The organism is uncultured Sphingomonas sp. (assembly GCF_946477935.1).
Lineage (GTDB): Bacteria > Pseudomonadota > Alphaproteobacteria > Sphingomonadales > Sphingomonadaceae > Sphingomonas.
Genome location: NZ_CAMLAC010000015.1, coordinates 22,163 through 34,607, shown reverse-complemented (window position 1 = coordinate 34,607; position 12,445 = coordinate 22,163). Strand labels below are relative to the sequence as shown.

General features: G+C 61.5%; 10 protein-coding genes and 1 pseudogene. 5 read left to right on the top strand and 6 right to left on the bottom strand.

Going from position 1 to position 12,445, the window contains the following annotated elements; all coding sequences use genetic code 11:
- Nucleotides 1-348 precede the first annotated feature (348 nt).
- The gene (locus tag Q0U08_RS03370; RefSeq protein ID WP_298089730.1) at nt 349-783 is read right to left on the bottom strand and encodes a response regulator; all 435 of its coding nucleotides are present in this window, start codon (nt 781-783) and stop codon (nt 349-351) included.
- A gap of 80 nt (nt 784-863) precedes the next feature.
- Between Q0U08_RS03370 and Q0U08_RS03365 the strand changes: the two genes are divergently transcribed.
- Genes Q0U08_RS03365 through Q0U08_RS03355 form a run of 3 tightly spaced genes read left to right on the top strand, consistent with a single transcriptional unit; the run spans nt 864 to nt 3,652 of the window.
- Nucleotides 864-2,831 carry a PAS domain-containing protein gene (locus Q0U08_RS03365; protein ID WP_298089729.1) on the top strand — a complete coding sequence of 656 codons (1,968 nt, stop codon included), beginning with the start codon at nt 864-866 and terminating at the stop codon, nt 2,829-2,831.
- Nucleotides 2,716-3,243, top strand: a complete 528-nt coding sequence (locus tag Q0U08_RS03360) for a sensor histidine kinase (RefSeq protein WP_298089728.1) — start codon at nt 2,716-2,718, stop codon at nt 3,241-3,243. Before Q0U08_RS03365 ends, Q0U08_RS03360 begins: the two co-directional genes overlap by 116 nt.
- Nucleotides 3,244-3,292: 49 nt before the next feature.
- The gene (locus Q0U08_RS03355) at nt 3,293-3,652 is read left to right on the top strand and encodes a response regulator (RefSeq protein ID WP_298089727.1); all 360 of its coding nucleotides are present in this window, start codon (nt 3,293-3,295) and stop codon (nt 3,650-3,652) included.
- 168 nt (nt 3,653-3,820) lie between these two features.
- Here Q0U08_RS03355 and Q0U08_RS03350 read toward each other — a convergent pair whose 3' ends face one another.
- Entirely contained in the window at nt 3,821-7,093 is a 3,273-nt protein-coding gene (locus tag Q0U08_RS03350; protein WP_298089726.1) for a PAS domain S-box protein, read from the bottom strand.
- A 1,033-nt stretch (nt 7,094-8,126) separates the two neighbouring features.
- Here Q0U08_RS03350 and Q0U08_RS03345 point away from each other — a divergent pair.
- Nucleotides 8,127-8,891 (top strand): Crp/Fnr family transcriptional regulator, encoded by a 765-nt coding sequence (locus Q0U08_RS03345; RefSeq protein ID WP_298089725.1) that lies wholly within the window; start codon nt 8,127-8,129, stop codon nt 8,889-8,891.
- Here Q0U08_RS03345 and Q0U08_RS03340 read toward each other — a convergent pair.
- Complete coding sequence (locus tag Q0U08_RS03340; RefSeq protein ID WP_298089723.1) at nt 8,835-9,080, bottom strand: hypothetical protein; 246 nt, start codon at nt 9,078-9,080, stop codon at nt 8,835-8,837. The genes Q0U08_RS03345 and Q0U08_RS03340 overlap by 57 nt on opposite strands.
- Before the next feature lie 358 nt (nt 9,081-9,438).
- Here Q0U08_RS03340 and Q0U08_RS03335 point away from each other — a divergent pair, with 358 nt between their 5' ends.
- Entirely contained in the window at nt 9,439-9,738 is a 300-nt protein-coding gene (locus tag Q0U08_RS03335; protein WP_298089722.1) for a hypothetical protein, read from the top strand.
- Nucleotides 9,739-9,978: 240 nt separating this feature from the next.
- Here Q0U08_RS03335 and Q0U08_RS03330 read toward each other — a convergent pair.
- From Q0U08_RS03330 to Q0U08_RS03320, 3 genes and pseudogenes are all read right to left on the bottom strand, one after another.
- Nucleotides 9,979-10,736 (bottom strand): IS5 family transposase gene (locus Q0U08_RS03330; RefSeq protein WP_298089721.1). Its coding sequence is split into 2 segments (ribosomal slippage): nt 9,979-10,403 and nt 10,403-10,736, totalling 759 coding nucleotides; the frame shifts between segments, so codons are not numbered across the junction.
- Between the two features lie 234 nt (nt 10,737-10,970).
- Nucleotides 10,971-11,186, bottom strand: a pseudogene (locus tag Q0U08_RS03325) (IS3 family transposase); the annotation flags it as partial.
- A gap of 142 nt (nt 11,187-11,328) precedes the next feature.
- On the bottom strand, nt 11,329-12,270 hold the full coding sequence (locus Q0U08_RS03320) for an IS110 family transposase (protein WP_298089719.1): 942 nt from the start codon (nt 12,268-12,270) through the stop codon (nt 11,329-11,331).
- Between the last annotated feature and the right edge of the window lie 175 nt (nt 12,271-12,445).

Here is a 12,445-nt window from a genome sequence, read left to right as displayed (position 1 = left end):
CGAGCGTCCAGTCTTGGCTAGCGGCAAACCAGCATCGAACGGTCGATTCTGGGTCAGCGCAGCATTCACCTCGAGCCTGACCGAAAGCACGGACTATTGACGAGCTGGGCAGTACCGTATTTGACCTGAGAAGCACGTGAGCGACAGCGGGCCGGCACAGGTGGCGCAAACCACCTGTTTGTCGCACATTCAAGGCGACAAACAGGTTTTTCGTCATCTGGTTGCTGATGACCTTCAATTGGGACTTTTTTGCCCGGCAGCTATCAGAAGCCCAGCAGCAGATACCTGCCGCTTGCTACGCGCCAGCTGTCCCGCAAACGACGGTGAGACGGTGAAGACCCGGCAAGGCTACATCGGGTTCTTCAACGGCTCGGGCTTCTTGCCGTCAGGAAGTCGTTCACGCAGATGATCGTGCACCATGCGGGTACTGAACGGCTTGCTGATGAACGTCGCGTGGTCGGGCAATTCACCCGGTTCCGGCGTGATCCTGCCACTGGCGATAACAATCTCGATCCAGGGATAGGTTGCAGCCACATGATGCGCGAGATCGAACCCGTTCGTGCCGCCCGGCATCTCTACATCGGAAAAGAGCAATGTGATGCTTTCGGCATGATCCGGCAGCATGGCTCTCGCGGCATCGCCGTGATCGACCTCCACGCACCGGAAACCCGCATCCGACAGGATGCCGGCTAAGTCCATGAGAATGATGGGATCGTCATCGACGACAAGAGCGTAAGGGGCAGTGGAAAGGGCCATTCTACCAGAACATTCGGCGAGGCCCATAGTTCGCTCGCCATGACTACCCTTTGTTCCAATCCTCGAAAGGCTTCGCTAGAAGTGCTCCGACCTGCCGGGGGGCAGGCATGTTCAACGTTTGGGTTGAGGAAGCGACGGCAGGAATGGTGAGCTACGTTGAGGGCGTTGCCGGGGGCGGCGCGCATGACTCACCGCACATGATCGACCTGATCGCGGAGCATAATTGGCAGGCAAGCCCGTTAGGCGCGCGTGATATCTGGCCGGCAGCGCTGAGCATCACGGTCGATACGATGCTGGCGTCGCTGCACCCGATGTGCGTCATCTGGGGGCCGGATCGCATTCTACTGTACAACGACGGCTACGCACCCATTCTTGGGGGCCGCCATCCCGACGCGCTCGGGCGCCCCACGGCGGAAGTTTGGCCCGAGTTATGGCCGGAGATCGCCCCGTTGATCGACCGCGTCTTCGCGGGTGAGAGCGTGGCCTTCCACGATCAGCCGTTGACCATGACGCGCCATGGTTTCCCGGAAGAGACGTGGTGGGACTTCGCCTATTCTCCTGTCCGGGGGACAGGCGGCGAAGTCGTTGGGCTGCTCAACATTACGTCTGACAGCACCCCGTTCGTCAAGGCGCAGAAGGAACGGGATCAAGCGTCAACAGATCTTTCCGCCAGCGAAACGAAGTGGCGGGAGTTGTTCGAGACGCTCGAAGAAGGCTTCATCCTCGGCGAGGTGGTCCGCGACGATGCGGGCCGGATTGTCGACTGGCGCTATGACGAGGTGAACAACGCCTGGTACGATCTTGTCGGCGTCGAGCGCGGGTGCGCGGTCGGTCGGACGATCCGTGAGGTCTTTCCCGGCATCGAAAACGAATGGGTAATGGAGTTTGCCCGTGTCGTGGAGACGGGCGAACCGATCCGCTTCACCCGGCAGGTTGGCAAACTGGACCGCTGGTATGACGGCGTTTGCCAGCCCGCGGGCGGTGATCGCTTCACGGTGCTGTTCCTTGAAGTCACCGACCGCATCCGCTCCGACCAGCGTCGGGAAGCACTGGCTGAACTTGGCCGGGCGCTGACCGCCATCAACGATCCCGACGACGTAGTGCGTGCAGCCACCGCGATCATCGGCCGCACGCTTGGCGTGGGACGGGTCGGCTATGGCACGGTCGGGGAAGACGGTGAGACGTTCGTCGTCCCGAACGACTGGACGACGCAGGGATACCCTAGCCTTGCGGGCACCTACCGCATGGACGACTATGGCGGTTACGCGGAAGACCTGCGGCAAGGTCGCACTGTCGTCATTCCCGACATCCGTCTCGATCCTCGCACGTCGAGCGATACCGCACCGCTGGAGTCCGTTTCCGTGCGCAGCCTCGTCAACCGCCCGATCGTCGAGAAGGGGCGCACGGTCGCCATCCTCTACGTCAATGACGATGCACCGCGGGACTGGATGCCTGAAGAGCTGCAATTCATCGCGGACGCTGGCAATCGAACCTGGACTGCGCTCGAACGGCGCCGGGCCGAGAAGGAGGCCAAGGAAACCGCCAGCTTCCTGCGCAGCGTGCTTGCCGCCTCGACTGACTGCATCAAGGTGGTCGAGCCGGATGGTCGCCTGTCCTTCATGAGTGAGGGGGGCATGAAGGTCATGGAGATCAGCGACTTCAATTCGGTGCGAGGCTGTCCATGGCCGGACTTGTTGCAGGAGGGCGGCTCCACCGCCGCGAAAGAGGCGATCGAAGCCGCCAAGCGCGGCGAGACGACGCACTTCGAGGCCTCAGCCGATACCTACCTCGGAACGCCCAAGCACTGGTCGATCTCGGTGTCGCCGATCCCTGGCCCTGATGGCGAGGTCGCTCGCATCCTTTCCGTCTCACGGGATCACACCGAGCTACAGAAGGCGCGCGCAGCAGGAGCTTCTGAACGGCGAGCTGGCGCACCGGATCAAGAACACAATGAGCGTAGTGCAGGCCATCGCGCATCAAACGCTGAACAAGGCGGAAGATCAGGAGGCCGTCGCGGCGTTTGGCCAGCGGCTGGGCGCGCTCGCCTCGGCGAACGACGTCCTCACTCGCGATAACTGGTCAAGCGCCAGCCTGGGCGACGTGGCACGCGGTGCGCTGGCGACGTTCGGGGGAGACCGGTTCGTATTCTCCGGGCCGGATGTGACGATCGGTCCGCGCGCGACGCTGGCGCTCACGCTCATGCTGCATGAGCTGGCGACCAACGCCGCCAAATATGGTGCGCTGAGCTCACCTGGCGGCACGGTGTCCGTGACCTGGAAAATTCGCCGTCACGACGACAAGGATGCGCTCGACCTGACCTGGGTGGAACGCGGTGGCCCGCCTGCGGTAGAGCCAACGCGGCGCGGATTTGGCTCACGTATCATCCGTATGGGACTAAGTGGGTCTGGGGGCGTTGAGCTTAGCTACGAAACGGAAGGTCTGATGATGCGGGCAACAGCACCGCTTCACCAGATTCAAGAGGCGTAACCGTAAGGACATGGGACAGTCTCAACCCTTTAAGCGATGGCCGGTACTGGTGGTCGAGGACGAGCCGATCTTGCGGCTCGACGCGATCAGCATGGTCGAGAAGGCCGGTTTCGAAGCGGTGGAAGCGCTGAGCAGTGCCGACGCCATTCAAATCCTGAAAGAGCGTCTGGACATTCGCCTGGTCTATATGGACCTCGACATGCCGCGCAGTCGCAGCGGCATCGAGATCGCAGCTGCAATTCGCAAGCGCTGGCCACCGATTGAGATCATCCTGACTGCCGCCTATTTCACGCGCGAGAGTGTCGAGCTTCCCGAACGGGCCGAATTTTACCCTAAGCCGATCAACTATGATGAGGTGATCGGTGCGATGCGCCGTCTGATCACTAAGAACGAAGGCCAAGCAGTCTGACCATCTATCCCGATTGGGATGGATGGTGAAGCGGGAATTGTGTTCCGGATGCGTAGCCCGAATATCCGCTTCCGAGAGCAGTGGATATAGGCTTAAATTAGCATCTTGGTGGGAAGCGGACGTTCGTCACTGCCGCAATTCCGCCAATCAACAGGTGAACGCAGCCTGCTAGAGTTGTTCAACGGCATCGACGATCGTGCGCAGTGATACCGGCTTCTGCAGACGCACGACATCGGCCAGGTCAAACGGCACCGCATCAGGATCGTAGCCGGTCAGGAAAATGAACGGCACTCCGCGCGCCCTGAGCGTCTCCGCAATCGCGAACCGCGGTCCGCCTCCACCCAGGTTGAGGTCGAGCACGGCATGGGTCGGCGTCACGGTCTCTAGCAGATCAAGCGTCGCGTCCTCGCTGGGGCACGGACCAAGCACGGTTGCGCCCGCGCAGCGCAGCGCGGCGGCGGTGTCGCTGGCCATATAATAATCGTCCTCGGCGACCAGAACGCTGCGGCCCGTCAGGTCGGGTGCTCCAATCATATCCAGCGTTCCTCCGAATACTGCGGTGGGCGACGGCGCGTCCGTCTCCAGGATGCTCTCGCCCTCCCTCAGCGGGAACTCCAGTCGACAATGGGCACCCCCCGGCGCGATGTTGATCCTGCCTTCGCCGCCGAGTTCATAAGGGATTTTCCCCTCGATCAGATCACTGCCGAACCCGCGCCTGATCATCGGGCCGCGCGATGGCGCGCCCTCCTCCGTCCAGTCGATCGTCAGCCAGGTGCGACCGCGTCTCTCGAAGGGCGCCCATTCCACCCGCAACCGGCCTTCGGGGACCGACAGCGCGCCATATTTGAGCGCATTGGTCGCGAGTTCGTGGAACGCGAGCGTCAGCACCTCCACCGCCTTGGGCGACAGCTGTACGTCCGGCCCGAGCAGCTCGTACTGCCCGCCGCCGTTCGCCTGCGCACTGACCTCACTCTCGATGATGTCGCGGAGCGAGCCCCCGGCGTTCGCCTGCCGGGTGAGGAGCGCCTGCACCCTAGCCAACGCGAGCAGTCGCCCTTCGAGCAGCGTTCGATACTCGTCCGTGTCTGCCGCGCCGTCTGCCGATCGACGAACCATCGAGCGGATCATCGCCATAATGTTGCGCACCCGGTGCTGTAGCTCGGCCAGCAGGACGCCCTGATGCTCGACTGCCAGCCTAGCCTCGGTGACGTCCTCGTCCAACCCGCCAATCCTCTGGACGCGACCTTGAGGGTCGACGAGCGGAAAGACGGTGCTTTTGATCCAGCGGAACGCGCCGTCGGACGGGCGCCGGATGCGGAACTCGTGTGATACGCCCCCTCCCTGACGGGCATCCTCCAGGTGGGCCAGGGTAGCATCGCGATCCTCAGGCAGGATCAGGCTCGCCCATTGCTGAACCCCGCCGAGCAGCGCGTGCGGTTCCACGCCATAGATCCGGATCGCGGCCGGGCTGACATATTCCATGTCCAGGCTTTCGGCGTCCCTGATCCACGCCCCCTCGGCCGCAGCATGCGCAAACTGCCGGAACCGCTCCTCACTCTCGTGCAACGCTGTCTCGGACCTAGCGCGTTCTGCCGCCGCCCAGGTGCGTTCGCCCGCTTCGCGCACCAAGGAGACCTCAGCGTCCGTCCATATACGCGGTGTCTCGGAGTGGACGCCAAGCTCGGCGACCAAGCACCCATCCTTGACCAGCGGCGCGACGATCGCCGCGCGCACGCCGACCATCGCCCAAGCCGCGCGCTCCTTCGCGTCGAAAGCAGGGTCAGCCTCCACATCGGCGACGACCAGTCCTTCACCGCTGTAGCGTCTCGCCATCACATCGGCGCCGAAGCTCTCGAAGGCGAAGTGGCCGGGGAACGGGATTGGCGCAGGCCGGTCGGGATCCGCCGGCCGAACGTATTGGCCGCGTATCACTCCCATCTCCGCGCCTGGTTCGCCCGTCACCTCGCCATACATAGCGCGATCAACGGCCAGATGCGTGCCGAGCATCTCGGCCGTGGTGGCCTGTATCTCTGTGGGGTCGGCGAGAGGTCGGAGCGCATCGCTCAGCTCGAGCAGAAAGCTTTGCCGCTCCCGGAGTGCTCGCTGCGCCCGCTCTGCTTCGGCCCGGTTCGTTATGTTGGTGAACAGCACGGCGACGCGGTTGCGGTCGCGGTCCAGGGAGAAGATGTTGAGATCGAAGATGAGGCCAAGTGTTGCCTCTGCCTCCTCCACCCGTAGCGGCTTCCCGGTATCCAGCGCCTCCCCGTACAGCTCGGTCCACCGCGGATTTGGTGAACCCAGCAGTTCCGTCGCCGTCTTGCCGACGGGCCAGGGCATTTTGGTGTGTTCTAGGAAGGCGTGATTGACCTCAATGAAACGGAAATCGGCCCAGCGCCCGTCATCGTCCTTCAGAACCTCGACTACGGCATACGCCTCATCCATCGACTCGAACAGGGCGCGGTAACGCTCCTCGCTCTCACCCAGAGCGAGCTCCGCCTCCTTGCGGAGGGTTATGTCCTCGTAGAGCAAGGATAATTGATCGTCTCCGCGTGGGTAGACGAAGACCTCGTACCAGCGGTTCAGCGAGGCGACTGGATATTCGAGGCGCTCGGGCTCGCCCGACGCGGCGATCCGCTCGTATGTCGCCAACCACCAGGGCTCGAGGTAGGGCAGGCATTCAAGGGCGGTGCGGCCAACCGTTTCGGCAATGGAAAGCCCGGTCAGGCGCTCAAATGCCGGGTTCAACGCAATGTGGCGATAATCGACAACGCGCCCATCATCGTCGCGGAGAAGCTCTAAGTCGGAGTAACCCTGCCCCATAGTCTGAAAGAGGGAGCGATATTTCTTCTCGGAGGCCGCCAGCGCTGCCTCCGCACGGGCACGCACGACCTCTGCCCACAGCCGCTCGGCCACATCCTGCACCAGTGTGACGTCATCATCCGTCCAATGGCGTGGCTCGTGCTGATGGATGCTCAAATTGACTCTGAGGATACCATCGACCAGCAACGGCGGGCTGAGCAAGGCCTGCACCCCGACTTGGGCGATCGCAGCATAGCCAGGCTCACCTGTCAGCCGACCGACATCATCCACGCGCACCGTCTTGCCGGCGCGCAAGGTGCTCAGGGCCTCGCCGTCGTAATCGGCCAGCCGCATGACCGTCGGGAACGGCTGGGCACCGTCGGCGAACCAGCCGTTGAAGATGTGGGCGACCTTGCGATTCCAGTCGTACTCCGCCCACAGTATCCGGGAGGCATGGAGGTGCTCGCCAAGGAGGCGCGCGGCGAGCTCGATCTTCGCCTCCGCGGTTGATTGCTCTCGCACTGCATCGCCTAGTCGAAGCAGGAACGAGTGCTGCGCCTCACGCACCGTCCTGCCGCGTAGCGTTTCTTCAGCCAAGGCGAGCCGACGCCGAAGTTCGATCACTTCTGAGGCAAGGTCCATCCTGCTTTCTTACACAATTTCAACGAATTGCACGCGCTGAAGCGGGATCGGCGGGCGAGCCCGTTGCCGGACCTTCGCGCCCTTCCGGCTCGTCGGATGTCCGCCATAGGGACAAAGCGGAATGGCCGCTTGGAAACGGGGCTGATCGATCCAGACGTCCATTATGCGGTGGGTGACGCTGGCACCGGTGCTTTCCCGATTAGGAAGGTCGATCGAGAACGACGGTGCATCCCGCGAAGTCAGATTGGGGCCACTGGGGGTGGGCATTCCCAGATTCTGTTCCCGATTGCCTTTTCCCAAAATGGCGCCGGATCGACGGGAAAACGGGACGCTTAAACCTGTCGGAAAACACATGATTGCCGGCCATAGCGACGGCTTCAGCAATGGAGCACGAAAGCCTTCAAGTTTCAGCGAGTTGCAACAACGTATTGGATCGATGACTTGGGGCGAATCAGCACGCGCAGCTTCTGGCATCTAACAAAGACAGCTGCAGGTTCATGGCTGCGGCCATTGAAGTACTGTGTCACAGTCAGTGGCGGCTGACGTAATCCTCCCGCTTCTCGATCAAGGTCAACGCTTGTGCAATATAAGCGGCAACTAGGGGATCGAGCCGATCAGCGGCCTTGAGAACCTCTACAAGCATCGCGCGCAGTTCTGCGGTTTGTCGCGGCATAGCACCTTCTCAAAAATCATGCTGGCTTTGCCGGAGAGAGTACACGCTGTCATTACCGGATGTGAATTGCAAACTATTCAATAGCGGTGATTCCTGTCTCTATTTGGCACACATGACCAATTTTTCTGATAGCACATGCTAGTGTAGCAATCCCCTTGGATAGCTGTTTAACCACACGTGATGCTTACACGGCGGTTGCACAATGGCGTTGCCAGCATACAGATAGCGCAACTCAACGCGAAAGGCATTGCTATAGCTGGCAGATACAATTTGAAGATTTGCCAATATCGTACCCCCGCTCTACCATCTGGAAGTTATGTAATTGCGCTGCTTGATGATTATAAGCGGGGAGAAATGAGCATGTCCGCTGCATCGGCACTAGAGAAGTGGGTTGATCAAATCAGCCGCCTGACACCCTTGTCGCAGGATGAACGGCACGCCCTGTTGCGACTACCGGCCTTCAGCTTCAAATATCGATCGGGATCGGTCATCAACGGGATGCGCCCACGAAAGGCTGACGTCGGAATTGTAGTAGAAGGCCTTGTCGCGCAGGTTCAGGACACGGCCGTCGGACGCCGGCAGATCACCGCCTTCCATATCCCTGGTGATGCTTGTGACCTTCACAGCTACGCGCTACCCGGCCGGCCTGCGGTACTGGTCGCATCTACCGCAACCGAGATGCTCAGCATTCCACACCGTGCGCTGGCTGCGGTAGCTCAACGGCACCCTGTGCTTACCGAGGCTTTTTGGCGATACAGCTCGGCCAAGATGCTCATCCTGGCGGAGTGGGCTGTGCGTATCGGAACGCGCACGGCAAGGCAGCGGCTCGCGCATCTGACGTGCGAGCTCGCCGCCCGATGTGACGCATTACCCCAGGAGGGTAGCGCCGATTTTCTACTGCGTCTGACGCAGCAATCACTGGGAGAGGCGCTGAGCCTCACCTCGGTTCATATCAACCGAATGGCAAAAGCAATGCGCGATGACGGCATGCTCGACATCACTCGCGGTCGGATTACCATCCTTGATGCAAGGCGACTTATCGCTGAGGCGGAGTTTGATCCGACTTATCTAATCATGGCGCCCAGCCACAATGCAGAACAACGAGCTGGTCAACGCATTGCCTAAGCCTTGCAGGTCTTCAGCCCCCACGGGTGGGAGTGGTGGAGTTCCGCTGCGCCAACCGGCAAGATCGCCATCGATCCAGTCAGAGATCGCCTGCACGATCCACGGCTTCAAATCCAGAATATGATTGTCCAGCCAGTGCTTGGCGTTATCGATATAGGCCATCCGGTCATGGAGATGTTCAAAGGTCACTCGCCGAACTCCTGCATGGCTGTCAGCCGGTATGCCTGACATATGCTTAATGAAAGCTTTCCCAGAAGCGGGGAGACCGCCCCGGACCTTCTAATCAGGCTTTGCACATGGCTATCATGAAGCGACCATCTGCTGCCTTTCAGGTGATCCAGGGAGGTACATAAGATGATCGGCCAAGGCCGGCTACGTCACCCACACAAGGCCGAGCGAAAGACTCTACTACCAAATAGGTAGATTGATGGAAAGCAATGATCCAGGATAGCAGTTATGGCAGTCATCTTGACTGATCATGTCGAAACTTCTCGCCCGAAGCGGCCACCCAGCCCAGACGACTACCACACCGCAGATGGCGCGGCGCATGCTGGCATCCTTGCGTATTCTGGCTGACCATCTTCCCCAAGGCTTGGCCGGCACGCCAGCGGTCGATATCCTGCTCGCGCTCTATGTGACGGAAGACGATGCGTTATACGGTGGGTTGGCCGATCTGCACGTGCCAACCAGCTTCAGCCACGAGGTAACGCGGCGCTGGGTCCAGGCACTGATCGGCATGCGACTGGTTGAGGAACGCCTGCAGTTTCTGGCACTAAGTGATGACGGCCACCGCTTGATGACCGGCATGATCGAAGCACTGTACCGGCGACAACGGGAGCTGGACTGATCCTCTGGCGGCTCGAGCAGCGTACGGGCCTGCGCGATATCGGCAGCAACCAGCGGGTTGATCCTGTCCGCCACGGTCAGCGCTTCATCCACCAGTCGGCATAGTTTGGCAGCGCACAGGAGCGTCCTGCTGTCGTCCCTGCTGAGCTCCGTCAACGCTCGGCGCAGGGGTCTGCGACGATGATCGATAGTCCTGCAGGTAGCAGACGAGGCATCATTAGTTAGGGTCAGGACTCGTTGATCACAGCCAGAAGATGACCGTGGCAGCGAGGGCGACGGCGGAGAAGAAGGCCGTGGGGCAGCGATCGTAGCGGGTGGCGACGCGCCGCCAATCCTTGAGGCGGCCGAACATGATCTCGATGCGGCTGCGGCGCCGGTAGCGACGCTTGTCATACCTGATCGGCTCGTTGCGTGATCGCCGACCCGGGATGCATGGCTGAATGCCCTTTGCCTGGACAGCGTCCCTGAACCAGTCGGCGTCATAGCCGCGATCGCCAAGTAGCCACTGCGCCTTGGGCATGTCGTCGAGCAGCGCTGCCGCTCCGGTGTAGTCGCTGACCTGGCCAGCGGTCATGAAGAAGCTCAAAGGCCGGCCGTTCGCGTCGGCGACGGCGTGGAGCTTGGTGTTCATGCCGCCTTTGGTGCGCCCGATCAGGCGGCCAAGATCCCCTTTTTTACCCGCAGGCTCGAGGCCGTGCGGTGCGCCTTTAGGTAAGTCGCGTCGATCATGACCGTCTTCGGCTCGGCACCTTTCGCCGCCAGCCCCTCCATCATGCGCGTGAACACGCCTGCCTCACCCCAGCGCTTCCACCGATTGTAGAGCGTCTTGTGCGAACCGTAGGCGGTGGGTGCATCTCGCCAGCGCAGCCCGTTCTTGTTGACGAACACGATGCCACTCAGCACCCGCCGATCATCCACGCGCGGCTTGCCGTGGCTCTTGGGGAAGAACGGCCGCAACCGCTCCATCTGCTCATCAGTCAGCCAAAACAGGTCGTTCATTCCAGTCTCCTGGCGGAGCCTGAATCAGATCGTGACGCTCACATCAATGGGTCCTGACCCTAACGGTGGCATTGGACAGTTCACCGTTTCGCAGAAAGGAATAATGAGGAGCGGTAATGCCGGGCATTGGTCAGTCGGAGGGGACTGCGGAAGGTCTGCCGGTGGGTCGACGCATGCTTGCTGTTTCGACAGGTTTGAACCGCGCCGGTTTTGCGGAAGGCCGTTGGATGTGAGTCACGCCGCCATATCTATGATGTCCGTGGCAGCATAGTATTGCTCTTCAGCTTCGGCGGGCGGGATGTTGCCGATGGGTTCGAGCAGCTGGCGATGGTTGAATCAGTCGACCCATTCCAGCGTGGCGTACTCGACCGCCTTGAAGCTGTGCCAAGGACCGCGGCGGTGGATCACCTCGACCTTGTAGAGGCCGTTGATGGTTTTCGCCAAAGCGTTGATGTTCCTATGTTGGTCAAGCGGCATTTCCACTCGGTGCGGCCTGCGTCTCGGTACAAAGATGCCGGTAGATTTCGCGGGCGATGTAGCGCTTCGGGCGTCGGCGGATTTCGCGAGGTGACTTGCCTTCGGCGGTCCGGCACTAGATGTAATCGCGCGTTGGCGGATTATGCCGGATGCGGACGAGAGCGACGCGGTACAGGGCAGCGTCCGCCCGATGGTTACCGCCGCGGTTCAGGCGATGCCGGCTGGTCTTGCCGCTCGATGCGGGCACCGGGCACACGCCACAGAGCTTGGCGAACCCTGCCTCTGATCGGATTCGCTGAGGATTGTCGCCCAGAACGACGAGCATGTCAGCAATGGTGCCGGTCGACACGCCTGGTGCCTCCATCAACGCGGGTGCCCGGGCACGCACCAGTTGTTCGAGAACGCCTTCATGCTCCTTGATTTCCGCGTCGAGCATGAGCCATCGATGCTCCAGGGCTCGTAGCGCCATCTTCGCGGACGCGGTGGTCGATACCGGCATGTCCGGCCGGAGCGCCGCGAGCTGGCGGACGAGCGTCATCTTGCCAATGATGCCGATGAAGCGTTCGCACAGTGCCTGCGGCGCATTGACCAGCAGATTCTTGAGCGTGACCATTGCCTGTGTTCGTGCCTTGATCGCGGTGTCACGGGCGATCTTGAGGTGGCGGATCATCTCGACGATGCCGTCGCCGAACTCGGGTTTGCCGTCGGCATCACCTGCGAGGACAGCGCGTGCCGCAGACTCGGCATCGACGGTGTCGGTTTTGCCATGTCGGCGACGGAGTTGCCGGTTGACCCGGCCGACCTCGATCACACGCACGTCCATCGCGGTCAGCGCACGGGTCAGGCCGGCTCCGTATGACCCGGTGCCTTCGATGCCGAAGGCAGCCACGGCGCCGTGTCCGGTCGCCCAGGCTGCCACCTGGTGATAGCCTTCACTGGTTACCGGGAACGAGGCGGTGGCAAGCCGCGCGCCTAGACCGTTGATCTCGACGGCAACGTGAACGTTCTTGTGCGTATCGATGCCGATGACAATGGCGTCTGGTGTGATATCATGCATGTGGGTCCTCCGGGCGGGTGGAACCCGAAGGCGCTTCGCGAGCGGACAGGACTGTGACGGGACGGCACCCCCTCAGGCTCCTATCAAGTCACGTCTCACGACGCCCTGGGTGCAGCTTGGAGGGCGGACAGATCAACGCCATGACACGTGGTCAATCGTAAGCACGGGTCAGGCC